This window comes from Cytobacillus depressus (assembly GCF_008923245.1).
GTDB classification, from domain to species: Bacteria; Bacillota; Bacilli; order Bacillales; family Cytobacillaceae; genus Cytobacillus; species Cytobacillus depressus.
Genome location: NZ_WBOS01000015.1, coordinates 41,549 through 60,101, shown reverse-complemented (window position 1 = coordinate 60,101; position 18,553 = coordinate 41,549). Strand labels below are relative to the sequence as shown.

The following is an 18,553-nucleotide window of genomic DNA, read 5'->3' as shown; positions in this document are numbered from 1 at the left end:
AAAGGGTTGAATCCAACATGGAGATTATAGGTCAAGGTTATTACCGAAAGGAATCCTATGAGAAAGTGACCGGAAAGGCAAAGTATACAAATGATTTCGAAACGAATGATATGCTCCACGCTGCATTAGTAACTAGCCCATTGGGCCATGCAATGATCAAAAGTATTGAGGATTCTGATGCCAAAAGAATTCCAGGTGTTCGAGCAGTCATTTTAGGTGGGGGTTTACCGCTTACAGGTGAGGAAATCCGAGATAGGCCGCCAATAGCAGTTGATCGAGTCAGATATCATGGAGAAGTTGTAGCAATTATAGTTGCAGAATCCCCTTTTCTAGCTAAACGAGGAGCAGCTGCCTTAAAGGTACATTATGAGCCGATTCCGGTTGTAAATTCTCCAACAGAGGCACTTGATCCAGCTGCGCCTATCCTTCATGAAAACCTAGGAAAGTATGAAAAAATTCCAATTGCCTATCCAGAACCGGGAACAAATATAGCAAATCGAACAAAAGTCCGTAAAGGAGATATTTCACAAGGATGGGCAGAAAGCACAGTAACTGTTGAAGGGAAATTTTCTTTCCGCCCTTCAGATCATGTAGCGATGGAGACAAGATGTTCCTATGCCCAAATACATGCCAATGGTGATATTGAAATTACGTCCTCATCCCAAGCCCCTTTTATGATTAAAAGAATGATAGGGGAATATTTCGGAATACCAAATGGAAAAATCATCGTCAATACCCCTTTAGTAGGCGGAGCATTCGGTGGGAAAGCTTCCATCCAGCTAGAAATTTTAAGCTATATTGCTTCAAAGGCAGTAGGCGGCAGGTTAGTGAAAATTCTGAATAGCAGGGAAGAGGATATCCTTACATCACCATGCCATATCGGTCTTGATGCAACTGTGAAGCTTGGCTGTACAGATGATGGGATTCTAAAAGCGGCTGAAATTCTATATTTATTTGATGGCGGGGCATATGCTGACAAATCAGCAGACCTTAGCCGAGCTGGAGCGGTAGACTGTACTGGCCCCTACAATATTCATCATATTTGGTGCGATTCATTATGCATGTATACCAATCATCCTTATGCCTCACCATTCAGGGGATTCGGTCATTCCGAAGTTCTATTTGCATTTGAAAGAACGATGGATATGTTGGCAAATAAACTAAAAATGGATCCACTTGAACTTCGTAATAAAAATGCCATTTTGCCAGGCGACACAACCCCAACACAAGTACTCTTAAATTCCAGCAATGTCGGAAATCTGCCAAAATGTATTTCAAAACTAAAACAATTGATTCATTGGGATGAAGGTCAAATTATTGATTCTGGTAACAATATTTTACGAGCAAAGGGTATTAGCTGTATTTGGAAAACCTCAACGATTGATACTGATGCAAGCTCCGGTGTGATTCTAACCTTTAATCATGATGGTACTATCAATTTAATGAGCGGAGTTGTCGAAATTGGTACAGGGACTAAAACCATTTTAGCTCAAATGCTAGCAGAAAAAATGAAAATGGAGATGAAAGACATTCATGTACAAATGAATGTGAATACACAAAGTACGCCAGATCATTGGAAAACAGTAGGAAGCAGAGGGACATTTATGGCTGGGAGGGCACTGTTAGTAGCAGCTAATGATGCCATTCGTCAATTGAAGAGGCGTGCCGTCTTTCTTTTGCGGGCTCCCGAAGAAGATTTAGAAGTTGGTTATGGGCATGTTTATTTACGTGATGATCCAAGTATAAAAATCCCTATAAAGGAAATTGCATATGGCTATAAATTCCTAAATGGCAACGCAATCGGAGGACAAATAATTGGCCGCGGCACTTATACTTTAAGGCATATATCAGATTTGGATAAAGAAACAACTGCAGGCAAGCCTGGTCCTGAATGGACCGTTGGAGCGCAAGGTGTTGAAGTTGAAATTGATACGAAACATTATACTTATAAAATACTTAAGGCAGTATCTGTCATCGATATTGGTAAAGTTTTAAACCGAGAGACAGCGTTAGGACAGGTAAAGGGTGCGATGAGTATTGGGCTGTCTTTTGCCGGGAGAGAGACCTTTGTATTTGATTCATTTGGAAGAGTGCTAAATCATCAATTTAGGACGTATCGACCTATCCGTTACGGGGAGCATCCCGAGTACATTGTCGATTTTGTAGAAACTCCGCAAATAGATGCACCATTTGGAGCAAGGGGGGTTGGCGAGCATGGCTTAATTGGCATGCCTGCTGCATTGGGTAATAGTCTCTCAGCGGCACTTGGTGCCCCTGTCAACTATTTGCCCATCATACCAGAATTACTTTGGCGAATAAAGGAAGGGGGGCCCGCCGGTGGTAGGAACTGATACGGAATATTATCGTCCTAAGAGCTTGCAAGAAGCAATTGAATTATTTTATAAATTAAAGAACGAAAATAAACAGCCAATGTATTATTCCGGCGGCACCGAAATTATTACATTTCACAGATTAAACCTGATTCATACAGGAGCCATTATTGATATTAAAAGTATTCCTGAATGTATGTCATTAGAAGAAGATGAAAATTTTTTAATAATCGGAGCTGCATTACCATTAACCTTTCTAGAAGAGAAAAATGCTTTCCCTCTATTAAGCAAAACATCGAGCGGTATAGCGGATCACACCGCTCGAAATAAAATTACTTTAGGTGGGAACATTTGCGGACAAATTTTTTACCGGGAAGCCGTACTACCATTCCTTCTGGTAGATAGCTTTGTAGTAGTAGCTGGGCATGACGGAGTAAAAAGTTACCCGATACAAACGGTCTTTAATCAAACATTAAACCTTTTTGAAGGACAGTTACTCGTGCAATTCATTACGGAGAAAAGGTTTTTAGAAATGCCTCATATCGCAATCAAAAAAAGACAGCAATGGGAGACAGGATATCCATTAATAACGTTCGCGGCAATGAAAGCGGATGATCAAATCAGAATTGCCTTGAGTGGCCTTTGTCCGTTTCCATTTCGCTCATTAGATGTAGAAAGGGAGTTAAACAATCGGCAGATGCCTTTTGAAGAAAGAATCAATCAGGCTATTAAATATCTTCCAAATCCAATATTAAATGATATTGAAGGCTCGAAAGAATATCGATTATATGTTTTAAAAAATACATTATTAGATATTTTAATAGAATTGGAGGGGAGATAAATGGATGCCTCACCAGTAAATAAATTGAATATTACACTTAATATTAATAATGAAATCTATCATACAGAAGTAAGACCTATAAGTACACTATTAAGTGTTCTTCGCCAGCAATTAGGGTTGACTGGTGCTAAGCCTGGCTGCCTTAACGGTGATTGTGGTGCATGTACCATACTGATTGATGGACTTCCATTTAAATCATGTATCATATTAGCCGTCGAAGCAGCAGGAAAGAAAATTACCACGATTGAAGGCTTGAAAAATACGCCTATCCAGCAGGCATTTGTCGAACATTTTGCCTTTCAATGCGGCTATTGTACCCCAGGCTTTATTATGAATTGTCAGGCGTTAGTATCTAATCATCCAAATCCATCGAAAGAAATGATTAAAGAATGGCTCTCTTCCAATATATGCAGATGCACATGCTATGAGGAAATTGAACATGCGATTACATCTGTAATCCAACATAATAATGAATAATTGAAAAGGCATAGCTATGGAAGATTGTTCATAGCCATGCCTTTTTCTTATATTACATCTGATGCTTTCTCCTGTGTAAAAAAGAAAATGAAAATAACGATTGAAAGAGCGAGAATAAATCTGCCACCCTCGCTAAGTCGAATGGCAGGTAAATCAGTTAAGAACATCCTCATCATTCCTTTATATGTTTCTAAAGACTGTTGGATCCACAGCAAAATATTTCGTGACAATTTTTTTATAAAATTTATATTCTCGTTTTAAACATGGAAGTGTCGGTACATGCCTACGTGATCCAAAAATTGGTCCACTGACAACGATCGAGAATCTCCTCGGGCCGATGAACGCACCGATAACCTGAATTTCATCAATAATTAATAGAACTGCGATAATTACATCAATGATATCAATAACAGTGTTAATAAATGGCTCGTTGCTAAATTTACTTTCCAATCGGGCTCTTCCAAAAATTGGACCACTTAATGAAAGGTTAAAATCCCCGGGGTTTATAAATATACCTACAATTGAAATTTGTCCTGTTAACAATAAAAAAGCAGTAACTAAGTTCAAATCCCTTTGAAGTAAAGCAATGAGTTGAAGATCTTGTTGTAGTTCCAATTTACTTTGCAATGTGCCCACACCCTTAAGAGCAGTGTATTCAAACGAAACTAATGTGTTAATGAATTTGAATTGCATAAATAGGAAATAAAAGGAGAAATTATGTTTTAAGGTGGTGGGATCGATGGATTTTCCTACAATTCATACAAATTTCTGGGATGCGGTCATAGCAATCCCCGCAATCATGATTATTACACAGGTCATCAAAGTTGTTTTTAAAATCCCAAAGAAGTTCGTACCTCTTGTTGCGATCTTCCTTGGCTACGGAATTTCCATCTTTATTAGTCATAGATACCATCTATTTGCTGGCATATTTATGGGTTATTTATACGGCTATGCTGCAATTGGCACCTATGCCTCATTAAAAACCTCTTTACTCGCTTTTAGAAAAAGGTAAATTCATGAGTTTGGCAGGGGATATGAATGGGAAAATCTAACAGTCTTTTGGAACAAATTAAAGAAACGTTTTCGAAATCAAATGATTTTACACATAAAACATTAATTATTAGGGATTTTACGGTTCAGATTTTATATGTTTCAAGTTTAGTTTCAGTAGAAAGAATAACGGAATATATCATTCCTACTTTAATCAAATTAGAGGATGCGCTTTTTCACGACTATATACACAATATAAAAACTCATGAGACGGATGATTTAGAAGATGCCGTAAAAGGGCTTTTAAGCGGGCTTTTTGGATTGTTTTTTGAAGATAGAGATGAAATTTTTCTTATTAAAATGGCCGATCCTGTTCAACGAGCAATTGAAGAGCCGAAATCGGAATTAATTGTACGCGGCTCACATGCAGGATTTGTCGAAAGTTTATCAACCAATATTCAATTAATCAGATCAATTATTAATGATAGTCATTTAATCGTTCATTTATTAGAACTAGGATCAAAAACAAAAACGCTTTCAGCGATCATTTATCGGGATGATCTTGTTAATCCAGAGATTTTAACAGAAGTGAAAAGAAGGCTTTCCTATATAAATATCGAAACAGACATGATCATTAGCCCAGGATTTATTGAAGAATTTATTGAGGATGACCCGTTCACTGTTTTTCCGCAAATTTTATATACAGAAAGACCCGATCGTGTCGGAGATAACATTATGGATGGCCGAATAACGATCATGACAGAAGGAAGCCCTGCTGCATTGATTATGCCTGTTAATTTTTTCACTTTTTATCAATCACCAGATGATTATAACAGCAGGTGGACAACAGCGACATTTATACGTGTATTAAGAATGATTAGCTTTGTGATTGCGATTACATTCCCGGCGATTTACATAAGTGTTGTTTCTTTTCACTTTGAAGTATTGCCTAATGAATTAATCATTCCAATGCAAAATTCTGTTCAAGATATCCCTTACCCGCCAATCATTGAGGCTTTTATTATGGAATTAACGATTGAATTAATTCGGGAGGCTGGAATACGGCTGCCTACTCCAATTAGCCAAACAATTGGTATCGTAGGCGGTTTAGTCATCGGTGATGCTGTCGTAAAAGCGGGAATCGTCTCAAATATGATGATTGTCGTCGTCGCTATTACCGCTATTTCATCCTTTGTCGTCCCGTCCAATGAATTAAGTGCTGCGGTAAGATTATTGAGGTTTCCCTTAATGATTGCTTCTGCCTCATTTGGTTTTTTCGGACTCGTGTTCGGTTTCATCTTAATACTAATAAAACTTTGCAAGCAGGAATCATTTGGTGTTCCATACTTTTATCCTGTTGCTCCATTGAGACTGAATGGATTAAAAGACTCTATCGTTCGACTCCCTATATGGATTATGAGGGAAAGACCTCAAGATACAAAGGCAAAAAGACAAAAGAAATTAAATTGGGTTAGAGGCTGGGATAAAAATGAAAGATAAAACAAAAAAAATATCTCCAGCCCAGCTATTTTTCATGATTATACAAACCCAAATCGGTGTCGGTGTATTATCTTTACCGAATACAATGGCGAATGCTGCAAAAATAGATGGCTGGATCTCTCTACTTTTTGGCTGGATCGTTGTGCAAATTTATATAATAACTAGTTATTTTATTATGAAAAAACACCCAAATAAAAAAATGAAGGAAATTGTCGAACTGCTATTTGGTAAGATGATAAGTCGAATGTTTGAAATCGTTATATTACTTTATTCCATTCTCATCGGTGTATTGATTCTTTACTTATATACAAGAATACTTGATCGATGGGTATTGCCTGAAACACCGAACTGGATTATCTCTCTATTATTAATTATTTGTTGCTATTTTTTGGCGAAGGAAGATATCCGTGTCATTGCCAGGTTTTATGTCATCGTTACTCTATTCTTATTTATCTTTCTTGGGTTAATCATTTATTCACTTAAATATGCCAATATTTATTATATTTTGCCCGTTGCAAGCACGGACTGGAAAGATATTTTAATTGGTACGAAAGAGGCAATCATTGCTCTTCTTGGTTTTGAAATCATCATGTTTTTAACCGCAATGACATCTGGAGCATTAAATTTAAAAATCAAATTAATTAGCGCAGCAAATGGAGTAGTGACGTTTTTTTATGTATTGGCAACGATTGCCTGCTACTTGTTTTTCAGTCCAGCCGACCTCCTGTTAATACCTGAACCATTGCTTTATTTAATTAAATCTTTTTCCTTTAATATTATCGAAAGAACCGATCTTCTCTTTTTATCGATATGGATTGTTTTCGTTTTTACCTCATTAGTCTCTTATGTCTATTGGGGAGCGAATTGTCTGCAAAATATTGTGAAAGGTAAAAAGACGTCTAAATATACACTCATCATGGTCGCGATCATTTTTATCATGGCACAAATGCCTTCAGACACTGAGCAGTCGATGCAGCAATTGAGTAAATATGCTTCCTATGCGGGGTATTTCATTATTCTTATTCCATTCGTCCTTTTGCCATTTGTTTTATTAAGCAGAAAGGGGAAGCATCATGCACAAAATCAATAGTGTAATTATCCTGTCCGTTCTATTTTTATCTGGCTGTTGGGATCAGAATTTATTAAAAGATGCCAGCTTGATCAATAGTATCGCATTTGATTTAGAAGATTCTGGTCAAGTTTCAACTACTGTTTCTATTCGATCTTTACAAGGATCCGAAGGGACTGGAGAACAAAAGATTCATACAGATACATTTACAGAAGTTGACAGTACCCCGCGAGGATCCCGTGATAAAATTGACTTAGAAGTAGCGAAAAAAATTAATGCTTCCAAAATACAAGTGTTGCTAATTGGAGAAAAGCTAGCAAAGAAAGAGTTTTACCCTACTTTAGACGTATTTTACAGAGATCCCAAAAGTGCTTTAAATGCGAAACTTGCAGTTGTCAATGATCAAGCGAAGGAAGTGATAAAACTAGGCAGTGAAGTGAATGTTTCTGTAGGGGAATATATTTCCGATTTATTAACTAGTGCCGAGGATTTGACAATGGCAAACGATTTCGATATACAAACAGTAGGAACAATTATTCTTGATCCAGGTAGGGATATTGCTATTCCTATGATCCACCGTGTTAATCATAAAACGGCAAAAGTGGTAGGCCTCGCCCTATTTAATAACAATGTATACTCAGGAATGGTGTTAAATAAACAGGATACAACTATGTATTACCTTTTAGCAGGACATCTTTCTAAAATAGCAAGATTTACGAAGAAGATCGATGATTCAGGAAGTGTGAAAGATTTTATTACCTTTGAAGTGACAGATTTAAAAAGAAAATTAACCGTCCAAGCGAAGAAGCCTCAAAGTGTGATCGTAAATATTAATCTTGTCTTAAAAACAAAAGTAGTTGAATATCCGAAAAACAAATTGGATTCGCAAAAAGAGATTGATAAACTAAATAAATTACTCTCAAAAAAAATGACAGAAAAGGCACAAAATATAACGGTGCAACTTCAAGAAGCTAATTGTGACGCTTTGGGCATCGGCAGACGGATGATTGCTCTCCATCCACACGTATGGAAGGATCTTGACTGGCGAAAAGTTTACCCGACCATCACTTTTAAGACTGATGTAAAAGTGGATATTACTCAAAAGGGAATTACCAATTAATGAAGAAAATGAATGATGTAAATGAAGTATGGAAATAATAACAGCACGATGGAAAAAGGATGATTCCAATGATCTATGTATATAATGATTTCGGTGGCACTCATACTACTTCTATTGCTGCGGCCTATCATTTACGAAAGCTTCCCGAAAATCGTGTGCTTACAAAAGAAGAAATTTTAAACGTCCCGTATTTTAATAAGCTGGAAAAATCGGACGCTGGCAAATTTATTTTTCATGGAAAAGACGAGGATGGTCATTCTGTTTATACTTTAGGCAGAAGATCGTCTAAGCTAATTATTCCAAGTTTAAAAAACTTTTACGAAGTGCTAGAGGACCGTTTTCAATTAGATGAAAAAATCATTTTTTCAAACACATCCCCAACAGTTCCATTTGCGATGACAATGGGGGGATTTTTTTCAAGAGGGTTAAAAATCGACTTTATCGGTGTTCCTTTATTAGTCGCTGGAGCAAAAAAATCCTGCCTAAATATACATAAGCTTGTAGAGAATACAAAACAGATTGGAAGCAGTGCGCACTCAAAGGTAACGGTTATTGAAAATAAAAACTTTCAAGCGTAAAAAAACAGACTAATGTTGAATGTCTGTTTTTTTATTTACTATTCAAGTAAAATAAAAAAGAAAATAATCCACGAAGCTATTGCTACATAAGTAAGCAACTAAAGGAGAGCATAATAATCATGTTAAGCAAAAATTTACAAGCTTTTATATCAAAAAAAAAACCCAATGTAGAATTATTAAAAGAAGAAATTGATTTTGCAAAGAAAGTCCAAATTATTGATGATATGGTAATCGAAAAAAATGATTCATCACTATTCAGCGGTGCTTATGTCGAACGCAGTCATAAAGAAACAGAGGAGCTTATTGCAGAGGAAGCGGAAAATTTTTTAGATCAGCCGGTTAGCTATTTAAAAAACCATATAAGTGAATTTCTCTACATAGAATCTGAGCGTTTTTCCGTTGTAGGGGCAGACTCTATTTGCCTAGAAATAGATGATGTATTTGGCACCTATGAAGCGATGCTAGGTTTAAAGCTGCAAAAGAAGCATGAAAAATCAATAAAGGATTATTTAAAAAGTACATTAAACGAGGAAGGGAAATTTAGTTTATTATTTTCACAGACTGACGGATTATGGGATTTCAATTTTGCCCTAAATGGTGTAAAGGGATTTACAGAGGAAATGACGATAGGTGAAGCGTGCAAGCTGATTTATCTGTATTTATTTAAGCTCGTGGAGACAGTAGAAGAGAATAAATAATGCTGAAACCTTCGATACGTTTATCGGAGGTTTTTTTACATAAAAGTCATTCCTTCATCATATGAATCATCTAGATGGGGGGACTGATGATGAATAATATCAACGTACTATGCAATCAATTCGCTAAAATATTGAACGGCAAAGGAACAATAAATAATGGAGTATGCTCCGTAGAAATGCAGCGTGATTTTAAAGTAATGGTTCAAGGGCGATCAACCTCGTCAGTTGTACCGGCAGGCTTTTCTTTTGAGGCTTTGGACAAGGATGGAAATGCATTAAATTTAGCCGAAATCGCCATTTTAGAAGAAGAAATTCCAGGCTTTATGCATGCCGTAGTCCAGCAGGGAATTATCGTTAGTGCCTTGCATAATCATTGGTTGTTTACTCAGCCAAATATCCTCTATATCCATTTACAATCTATTGAACCCCCATTAAACTTCGCCAATAAATTAGCTTATTCCTTCCGTACTTTAAGAAGTAATCCCGTCCAAAAAAATTAATCTTTAAGTTATGAGAAGTATTTTTAATAAATGTATGTTAAAATTTCTGCAATGCTATACTTATATGTTTAAAAACATAAGTATAGGTATATTTGTAGCTATTCTATTTAAACGGAGAGTGTAACAATGTTAAAGCAATTGATGAAATGGACGATTATTGGATTTGTTTTTATCTTAGCAGCGAATTTTGGAACAATGGCACACGCGTCCAATGGGAACAATGACGATGAGAGCATTAATGAAAAGTTTGGTCTTCCAATCGTAGTTTATGGTGAAAAACTATCAACTTCCCAAAAGGATGAGGTCCGTAAGCTATTAGGTGTAAATGACACAAGCAAAGTAACAGAAATAACGGTTACTGGAGATGATCTAGTTACCTATATTAAAGGGGACAGACGTGCAAACATGTATTCTTCAGCTAAAATCACCCGAAAAGAAGCTGGTGAAGGGCTCGTTATTAAACAGGTGACCCCAGAAAATATTACTGAAGTTACAGACGAAATGTATGCGAATGCGCTGTTAACAGCAGGAATTCAAGATGCGATTGTTGAAGTGGCATCCCCAGTTAAAGTTTCTGGACATTCAGCTTTAGTCGGTATTTACAAGGCTTATGATGAAGGGAATGGGGAAGAGCTTAATAAAGAACATACAGAAGTTGCGAATGAAGAATTATCTATAGCCACTCAATTAGCCAAAAAGGAAGGCATGGACAATGATAAAGTTACTGAGCTTTTGACAGAAATTAAAAAAGAAATTGCCGCAAAAAAACCAGCAACAAAAGAAGATATTGAGAAAATCATTAATGATCAAGTGAAAAGACTGGAAATTCAATTAAGTGAACAAGATCGCCAACTGCTCATTGATTTATTTGAAAAAATGCGCAGCCTCAATATTAATTTTGATAATGTACAGTCCCAGCTTGAAACCATTTCAAAAGATATTAAGCAGCGGATCGAAGAAGCTGTCGGTGATAAAGGTTTCTTGGAAGCAATATCGGATTTCTTTAAAAAGTTAATTGACGGCATTAAAAGCTTATTTTCATAAAACATATCTAAAGGACCTCTACCTTTCATGTTAGAGGTCCTTTTATGTTGGCCGGGTTCCCTTTAATTGCTTGAAATCTTAGGAAACTTAATGGGTGTGTTTAACGAATAATAGTCCCGGTATGAACGATAGGATACTAATTGTACCCCTCCAGAATGCACATCTAATTGCAAAATATAGGAGTTTTTACATTCTAGTGAATAGTAAATGCCCTCTTTTTCTAATTGATAAAAGAAAAAAGATTGTCCTAATAGGTCCTGCCGCTTTACTTTTGTATCCGGATTATTTCGAATAAAATCTGCTAACTGTATGACAGTAACAGCTGAAGTGCCGGTTAATTCATACAATCTTTCTTTCATAAGAGCGGAAGCAGAATGTAAAGATTCTTTTGCTTTGTGTAAAAGCTTATTTAAAATTGGCTTCATCTTTCGTCACCCTATCAAAATATTAGTCGAAACATGACATTTATCATGGTTTAGACATGACACCTATGCCTACAAAACATTAAATCAATTATATACAATATTCTTAAAAAATGGTGGAAGGATATCTTTAAAATGACCAAACAAATGCAAACTCAATTGAGAAAGCAAATGGCTCCTTACGAAAAAGCGAATTTAAAGACGAGCGTTTTTCAAATTATTAATACAATTATTCCATTCTTTCTCTTATGGTTTCTCGCTTATAAAAGTTTATCCATATCTTATGTATTAACATTAGCGATTGCTTTAATTGCTTCAGGTTTTTTAGTACGTATTTTTATTATTTTTCACGATTGCTGTCACTACTCATTCTTTAAAAATCGCAAGGCTAATAAAATACTTGGCACCATTACAGGGATCATCACTGTTTTCCCATTTAGTCAATGGCAACATGACCACTCCGTTCATCATGCAACTAGCAGTAATTTAGATAAGCGCGGTGTTGGAGATATTTGGATGCTTACAGTGGAAGAATATTCGCAGGCTTCCTTTTGGCAACGTTTAGGTTATCGGCTTTACCGCAACCCAATTATCATGTTTGGCTTTGGCCCTATTTACCAATTTCTAATCGTCAATCGTTTTAACAGAAGAGGAGCAAAAACGAAGGAGCGCCTAAATACTTATTTAACGAATATATCCATCGTTATTTTATACAGTTTCATGTGCTGGGCGATTGGCTGGGAGGCCTTCTTATTAGTTCAGGGACCCATCTTTTTAATTTCTGGGTCTGCAGGGATTTGGCTTTTTTATGTCCAGCATACGTTTGAAGATTCCTATTTCGAAGCGGATGAGCATTGGGAATATGTGAAGGCGGCCGTTGAAGGAAGCTCCTTCTATAAACTGCCAAAACTGCTTCAATGGCTTACTGGAAATATCGGCTATCACCACGTCCATCATTTAAGTCCGCGAGTACCGAATTATAAGCTTGAAGAAGCACATAATAATACAGAACCATTACGAAACGTGCCTACTGTTTCTTTAAAAACAAGCTTGCTATCACTGCGGTTCCATTTATGGGACGAGGTAAATAAAAGGTTTGTTACTTATAAGGAAGCAGCAGATTACATGAACAACAACATGAAGAAAGTAATTTAATTCAATAAATTACAGCACCTTTAGTCCATTTCTAAAGGCAAGGACCTCGTTAACAATGAGAACCTTGCCTTTTTTATGATAGAATTAATAAAATGAAAAAAAATGGAGTTACTCGTATGCTAAAAAAATATATTACAACTTTAAAAAGTTCTGGCATTTCTCCATACATCTGGAGTATTTTTAGTATTCTGCCTTTTTATTATATCTTCCAAACCTCATCAACGATCGATATTATTGTTGGAATCATCTTAACGATACTCTTTTTTATTACATATCGATTTGCTTTTATTTCCAAAAAGTGGACAGTCTATTTATGGACTAGTATCCTTATCGGCATTTCCATTACGATGACGATTCATTTTCAGTTCGTTTATTTTGCCTTCTATATTGCCTACTATAATGGAAACATTAAAAACCGCATTGCTTTTTTAATTTTATATATTATCCATTTAATCGCAACAACTTTTTCAATTAATTATAATCTGATCTTTAAAGATGAACTATTTTTAAAGCAACTACCATTTATTATTATTGTTTGGATCGGTGTTATTCTTTTGCCATTTAATCTTTATAATAAGAAAAAACAAGAAAAGCTGGAAATGCAGCTAGAAGATGCAAACAAAAGAATCGCTGAGCTCGTAAAACAGGAAGAGCGGCAGAGAATAGCCCGCGATCTCCACGATACGTTAGGGCAAAAGCTGTCACTTATCGGCTTAAAAAGTGACCTATCAAGAAGGCTCGTCTATAAAGATCCAGAGCAAGCACGCCATGAAATGAAGGATGTCCAGCAAACGGCCAGAATGGCATTAAATGAAGTACGGAAAATGGTATCACAAATGAGAGGAATCCGCATAAAAGAAGAACTCGTACTAATTAAACAGCTACTCGATGCGGCAGAAATTGAGTTTATCTGTGAAATAGAGAATAAGCTATCAAACGTCTCGATCTACCTCGAAAACATTTTAAGCATGTGTATGAAAGAAGCCGTTACAAATGTCGTCAAACATAGTAAGGCGACAGTTTGCCGCATTACAATTGATCAAAACTCAAATGAAATTAGCATCAAAATTGAAGATAATGGGATAGGAATTGGAAAAAACTATGATCTTTCCAAAGGTCATGGTTTAATAGGAATAAAGGAACGACTCGAATTTGTTAACGGCAGCCTTGAAATCGAGGATAGAAATGGAACTTTCATATTAATGAAGATTCCGAACGTCATCATGCAAACAGAGAAGGAGGAGAAGTAATTGATTCGGATCGTCATTGCTGAAGACCAGCGAATGGTGTTAGGGGCGTTAGGCTCTTTACTAAATTTAGAAGAAGATATGGAAGTCGTCGGAAAAGCAAATAATGGTGAAGAAGCCATTGCTCTCGTCAGGCAATATCAGCCGGATATTTGTATGATGGATATTGAAATGCCAATGAAAAGTGGACTGGAAGCAGCGGAAGAACTAAAAGAGTTCGATTGTAAGGTGATCATCCTTACCACATTTGCAAGAACTGGCTATTTTCAAAGAGCATTAAAGGCAGGAGTGAGTGGCTATTTATTAAAGGATAGCCCAAGCGAGGAGCTAGCAGACTCAATTCGAACCGTAATGGCTGGCCGCAGAGTCTTTGCTCCAGAGTTAATGGACGATGTTTATAGCGAGGAAAATCCGCTTACCCAGCGGGAAAAAGCCGTCCTTGAGCTTGTTGCTAATGGTAAAAACACGAAGGAAATTGCCGATGAATTAAGTATTAAAGCTGGGACAGTGCGAAATTATATTTCGCAAATTTTAGATAAGCTTGAAGTGAAAAATCGCATTGAAGCGATTACTCAGTCTAAAGAAAAGGGCTGGTTTAAATAGGAAAAGCGGAATAATCGTAAGAAGATTCCGCTTGGAAATTATTTTTTAAAAATTTGCAAAAAACACTCGACAAACCGCTGTGAATTGTCGGATAATTATAATTACAATCACGACATAAGAAATTATATGAAAATATTATTAAATTTTACATGAATGAGTATTTTGTGATTGAAACGATTTATTAAAAAGAGACTTTAGCACAATTAAAAGGCAGGGAAATAAAGGATGAAAGACCAACAAATTGAAATTAATTTAGCTACAACTAGAAAAGAAAAGCCAGATTTTAACAACCTACAATTCGGAAGAACCTTCACAGATCATATGTTTATTATGGACTATACGGAAGGGAAGGGCTGGCATGATCCAAGAATTGTACCATATCAGCCGATTACTTTAGACCCTGCAGCGACAATTTTTCATTATGGACAAACTGTATTTGAGGGGTTAAAAGCCTATTTAACAAAAGATGAAAAAGTTTTTTTATTTAGGCCTACTAAAAATTTTGAACGCTTAAATCGATCAAGCGCTCGCTTGTGCATGCCGGAGCTTGATGAAGAGCTTGCTTTAAATGCATTAAAAGAATTAATTCGAGTGGATCGCGACTGGATCCCTAATCTTGAAGGGACTTCTCTATATATTCGTCCATTCATTATTTCAACGGAAGTTCACTTAGGCGTGTCAGCAGCATTAACGTATCAATTCATTATTATTCTTTCTCCAGTGGGAGCTTATTATAAGGAAGGGATTAACCCTGTAAAAATTGCTGTTGAAACAGAGTTCGTTCGAGCTGTACAAGGCGGTACAGGGAATGCGAAGACAGCAGGAAATTATGCTGGAGCCTTAAAAGCTCAAGAAGTTTCAAGCAAGTCAGGCTATTCCCAAGTGCTGTGGCTTGATGGAAAGGAAAAGAAATACGTTGAGGAAGTCGGAAGTATGAACGTCTTCTTTAAAATCAATGGAGAAATTATTACACCAGAATTAAATGGCAGTATTTTAGAAGGAGTTACCCGCGATTCCATCATTCAGCTTCTCCAGCATTGGGGTTTACCAATTGTTGAACGAAAAATTTCAATGGAAGAGGTTTATCAGGCTGGTTTGGATGGCAAGCTTGAAGAGGCCTTTGGAACAGGTACAGCAGCCGTAATTTCACCAATTGGCGAATTCTTTTGGAAAAACGAAAAGCTCATTATTAATAATGGCGAAACAGGTCCGCTTGCCAAAAAGCTATACGATGCGTTAACTGGCATCCAAAACGGAACATTGCCTGATTCATTGGGCTGGGTTGAGGAAGTATAATAAGCTGCTTATTGGAAGATTTTACTTGCTTTATTTCTTATTCATGTTATTCTATGTTTAAATATTAATAATTTTCACTAGGGGTGTCTTTCATAAGACTGAGACTGAACTGCTGTTCTAAACCCTTTGAACCTGAACTAGTTCATACTGGCGTAGGGAAGTGGCATAATAATGGTCCGAATACATTATATAACCCCACTCATATGCCATATGAGCGGGGTTTTTTATTTGTGCAATACCAATAACTTCATACCTTTGATTTGCTAGGGGCGCCTTTTGGCTGAGATGAACCCTTTGAACCTGATCTAGATCATACTAGCGTAGGGAAGCAGTTAATGAATACGGCTCTTCATGCCTGTTCGATTAACCGCTTTCTGATTAGAAGGCGGTTTTTTTATTTTTCCATGAGGCCGTATACTCCAGAAAAACAAAAAAAATGAGAGGGAGAATGAAAATGGAAGTAATTAAAACAAAAAAATTTACGGAAAGATTATTTGAAAATGTTCAGCCAATTTGGGAAAAAAATCACAACCATCCTTTCGTACAAGAGCTTGGCCAAGGGATTTTAGATGAAGAAAAATTTATTCATTACATGAAGCAAGATTATGTATATTTAGTCGATTATTCAAAACTCTTTGCGACAGGAGTAACGAAGGCCCGTGACCTAGATACAATGGGGAAATTTGCACAAATTCTTCATGAAACCTTACATTTTGAAATGGAATTGCACCGGCAATTCGCAGCTGAATTTGGGATTTCCCGTGAGGAGCTTGAAGAAACGAGACCTACTCCCGTGAATTTAGCCTACACACGTTATATGTTAAATGTCGCCCAAAATGGCAGCTTAGCTGAAGTTGTATCCTGTCTGCTTCCTTGTGCATGGGATTATTGGGAGATTGGGAAGCTATTAAGAAAACAATATGGAAATCTATTAGCTAAAAATCGGTATGCTAAATGGATTAAGACGTATGATTCTGAAACATTTGGTGAAGGAGCTAAATGGCTAATTGGGCTTATGGACGAGCTTGCAGAAGGAAAACCCGAGCGAGAGCTGGCTGTTCTTGAAGAGCATTTCCAAATGACTTCGAAATATGAATATTTATTCTGGGATATGAACTACTACAAACAAGATTGGCCTATATAAAATAAAGTTGGAGGAACTATGACATTAGAGATTATTAATGTATCTTATTCATATAAAAATTCAGAAAAGCAAAAAAACGATATCATTTCGAAATTGAACTTTGAAATATCAATTGGTGAATTTGTCTCCATCATTGGCAGAAGCGGAACTGGAAAAAGCACCATTTTAAAATTAATCACTGGTCTGCTTAAACAAGATGAAGGAGAAATTCTCCTAAATAATAAAGCGATCAAACTTGGGGATGTTGGCTATATGCCTCAGCGTGACTTGCTTCTGCCTTGGCGGACGATTATGGAAAATATCATGATCTCCTCTGAAATTCAAAAGGAGAGACAGATGACGAAAGAAGAGGTTCGAGAATGGCTTAATCGAGCAGGCTTAATCGAATACGAAGATGCATATCCTAAGCATCTTTCAGGAGGAATGAGACAGCGTGTTTCATTTCTCCGCGCGTTGTTGACAGGGAAGGAATTGTTATTGCTTGATGAACCATTTGGCGCATTGGATGCATTAACAAAGAAAGAAATGCATGCATGGCTGTTGTCCATTTGGCAAGAGTTTAAAAAAACAGTCCTGTTTATTACCCATGATTTAGAAGAAGCCTGCTTTTTAAGTGATCGAATCCTCTTGTTACACCCTAATAAACAAGTTGAAGAGATTGAGGTCAATCTCAAACGTCCACGAGTGCTTAAGATGCTTCATGAAAAAGAGATAATTACATTAAGACAGAGTTTGGAGAAAAAGATTACGAATGAAAAGATTTAAAAATTGGCTTCAATCATATAGGCTGTTTCTCATTTTTACAATTACCATTCTTGTTTTATTTGAATGGCTTGTACGTGCAGGGTTCATTCCGGCATTTATTATTCCTGCCCCAACAAGCGTGATGGTCTCAATCATAGAAAACTGGAAGCCGCTACTTTTTGAGCATTTGCCAGCAACTATGATTGAATTTCTCATTGGTTTTTTATTCGCCGTTAGTGGAGGAATTGCATTAGCTGTGACCATGTTCTTTTCAAAAACGGTCGAAAAAATGCTTTACCCGGCAGTATTAATTTCACAAATGATTCCAATTATAGCGCTGTCACCAATTTTCGTCCTATGGTTCGGCTATACAATTTGGAGCAAAGTAGCCGTAACTGTGCTCATTTCATTTTTTCCAATTGTGGTTGGTACGTATGACGGACTAAAAGCCAGTGATAAAGATTATTTCGAATTATTGCGATCCATGGGTGCAAACCGCTGGCAAATCTTTATAAAGCTAAATATTCCGATGGCTCTACCTTCTTTATTCTCAGGATTAAAGCTAGCCATTGTTTATGCCCTAGTAGGAGCGACGATAGGTGAATGGCTTGGCGCGAGTGAAGGACTCGGTTACTATAGCCGCAGAATGTCAGGGAATTTGAATTCTGAAGGCGTATTTGCAGCCATTACCATCCTTACCATCCTAGGAATTCTACTATTCGGATTCATACAAGTAATTGAAAAGAACGTTTTAAAATGGAAAAACACAGATTAATAGACAGATGGAGATGTTCA

The 18,553-nt window shown here is 36.7% G+C and carries 20 protein-coding genes and 2 riboswitches; of the genes, 18 read left to right on the top strand and 2 right to left on the bottom strand.

Translation table 11 applies throughout. The annotated features are described in order from the left end of the window. Window positions 1-17: 17 nt before the first annotated feature. From F7731_RS20585 to F7731_RS20575, 3 genes are read left to right on the top strand one after another with little or no spacing between them, the layout of a single operon-like run. Entirely contained in the window at window positions 18-2,351 is a 2,334-nt protein-coding gene (locus F7731_RS20585) for a xanthine dehydrogenase family protein molybdopterin-binding subunit (protein WP_151536679.1), read from the top strand. Further along, window positions 2,338-3,171: an FAD binding domain-containing protein gene (locus F7731_RS20580; protein ID WP_151536678.1), complete on the top strand. Its 834-nt coding sequence runs from the start codon at window positions 2,338-2,340 to the stop codon at window positions 3,169-3,171. The genes F7731_RS20585 and F7731_RS20580 overlap by 14 nt, the downstream gene beginning before the upstream one ends. Next, on the top strand, window positions 3,172-3,648 hold the full coding sequence (locus F7731_RS20575; RefSeq protein WP_151536677.1) for a (2Fe-2S)-binding protein: 477 nt from the start codon (window positions 3,172-3,174) through the stop codon (window positions 3,646-3,648). It abuts the gene before it with no gap. A gap of 180 nt (window positions 3,649-3,828) precedes the next feature. Here F7731_RS20575 and F7731_RS20570 read toward each other — a convergent pair whose 3' ends face one another. Next, on the bottom strand, window positions 3,829-4,284 hold the full coding sequence (locus F7731_RS20570) for a hypothetical protein (RefSeq protein ID WP_246197351.1): 456 nt from the start codon (window positions 4,282-4,284) through the stop codon (window positions 3,829-3,831). A 103-nt stretch (window positions 4,285-4,387) separates the two neighbouring features. Here F7731_RS20570 and F7731_RS20565 point away from each other — a divergent pair, with 103 nt between their 5' ends. The 8 genes from F7731_RS20565 to F7731_RS20530 all read left to right on the top strand — a co-directional run bounded on the left by F7731_RS20565 (window position 4,388) and on the right by F7731_RS20530 (window position 11,147). After that, a complete protein-coding gene (locus F7731_RS20565; RefSeq protein ID WP_151536675.1) occupies window positions 4,388-4,660 on the top strand; it encodes a hypothetical protein in 273 nt (90 codons plus the stop codon). Between the two features lie 26 nt (window positions 4,661-4,686). Then, entirely contained in the window at window positions 4,687-6,138 is a 1,452-nt protein-coding gene (locus F7731_RS20560) for a spore germination protein (protein ID WP_151536674.1), read from the top strand. Then, entirely contained in the window at window positions 6,128-7,228 is a 1,101-nt protein-coding gene (locus F7731_RS20555; protein WP_151536673.1) for a GerAB/ArcD/ProY family transporter, read from the top strand. Before F7731_RS20560 ends, F7731_RS20555 begins: the two co-directional genes overlap by 11 nt. Continuing rightward, the gene (locus F7731_RS20550) at window positions 7,212-8,327 is read left to right on the top strand and encodes a Ger(x)C family spore germination protein (RefSeq protein WP_151536672.1); all 1,116 of its coding nucleotides are present in this window, start codon (window positions 7,212-7,214) and stop codon (window positions 8,325-8,327) included. Before F7731_RS20555 ends, F7731_RS20550 begins: the two co-directional genes overlap by 17 nt. A 68-nt stretch (window positions 8,328-8,395) precedes the next feature. Further along, window positions 8,396-8,905, top strand: coding sequence for a DUF3189 family protein (locus F7731_RS20545; protein ID WP_151536671.1), 510 nt, complete (start codon window positions 8,396-8,398; stop codon window positions 8,903-8,905). Window positions 8,906-9,024: 119 nt separating this feature from the next. Then, entirely contained in the window at window positions 9,025-9,603 is a 579-nt protein-coding gene (locus tag F7731_RS20540) for a branched-chain amino acid aminotransferase (RefSeq protein ID WP_151536670.1), read from the top strand. 89 nt (window positions 9,604-9,692) lie between these two features. Then, window positions 9,693-10,103 (top strand): DUF1259 domain-containing protein, encoded by a 411-nt coding sequence (locus F7731_RS20535; RefSeq protein ID WP_151536669.1) that lies wholly within the window; start codon window positions 9,693-9,695, stop codon window positions 10,101-10,103. Window positions 10,104-10,229: 126 nt separating this feature from the next. Beyond that, window positions 10,230-11,147: a DUF1002 domain-containing protein gene (locus tag F7731_RS20530; protein ID WP_151536668.1), complete on the top strand. Its 918-nt coding sequence runs from the start codon at window positions 10,230-10,232 to the stop codon at window positions 11,145-11,147. Window positions 11,148-11,209: 62 nt separating this feature from the next. On the opposite strand, the gene F7731_RS20525 is transcribed toward F7731_RS20530, so the two are convergent. Next, window positions 11,210-11,572, bottom strand: coding sequence for a hypothetical protein (locus tag F7731_RS20525; RefSeq protein ID WP_151536667.1), 363 nt, complete (start codon window positions 11,570-11,572; stop codon window positions 11,210-11,212). Between the two features lie 132 nt (window positions 11,573-11,704). Here F7731_RS20525 and desA point away from each other — a divergent pair, with 132 nt between their 5' ends. From desA to F7731_RS20490, 7 genes are all read left to right on the top strand, one after another. Next, window positions 11,705-12,724 carry a Delta(5) desaturase DesA gene (desA, locus tag F7731_RS20520; RefSeq protein ID WP_151536666.1) on the top strand — a complete coding sequence of 340 codons (1,020 nt, stop codon included), beginning with the start codon at window positions 11,705-11,707 and terminating at the stop codon, window positions 12,722-12,724. A 116-nt stretch (window positions 12,725-12,840) separates the two neighbouring features. Next, window positions 12,841-13,974: a sensor histidine kinase gene (locus F7731_RS20515; protein ID WP_151536665.1), complete on the top strand. Its 1,134-nt coding sequence runs from the start codon at window positions 12,841-12,843 to the stop codon at window positions 13,972-13,974. Further along, window positions 13,975-14,574: a response regulator transcription factor gene (locus F7731_RS20510; RefSeq protein WP_151536664.1), complete on the top strand. Its 600-nt coding sequence runs from the start codon at window positions 13,975-13,977 to the stop codon at window positions 14,572-14,574. A 225-nt stretch (window positions 14,575-14,799) separates the two neighbouring features. Continuing rightward, complete coding sequence (locus tag F7731_RS20505) at window positions 14,800-15,870, top strand: branched-chain amino acid aminotransferase (RefSeq protein WP_151536663.1); 1,071 nt, start codon at window positions 14,800-14,802, stop codon at window positions 15,868-15,870. A 69-nt stretch (window positions 15,871-15,939) separates the two neighbouring features. Beyond that, window positions 15,940-16,046, top strand: a riboswitch (TPP riboswitch). 79 nt (window positions 16,047-16,125) lie between these two features. Beyond that, window positions 16,126-16,214: riboswitch (TPP riboswitch) on the top strand. 110 nt (window positions 16,215-16,324) lie between these two features. Continuing rightward, a complete protein-coding gene (gene tenA / locus F7731_RS20500) occupies window positions 16,325-17,014 on the top strand; it encodes a thiaminase II (RefSeq protein ID WP_151536662.1) in 690 nt (229 codons plus the stop codon). Window positions 17,015-17,032: 18 nt separating this feature from the next. Next, the gene (locus F7731_RS20495; protein WP_151536661.1) at window positions 17,033-17,779 is read left to right on the top strand and encodes an ABC transporter ATP-binding protein; all 747 of its coding nucleotides are present in this window, start codon (window positions 17,033-17,035) and stop codon (window positions 17,777-17,779) included. After that, window positions 17,766-18,533 carry an ABC transporter permease gene (locus tag F7731_RS20490; protein ID WP_151536660.1) on the top strand — a complete coding sequence of 256 codons (768 nt, stop codon included), beginning with the start codon at window positions 17,766-17,768 and terminating at the stop codon, window positions 18,531-18,533. Before F7731_RS20495 ends, F7731_RS20490 begins: the two co-directional genes overlap by 14 nt. Window positions 18,534-18,553: the final 20 nt, after the last annotated feature.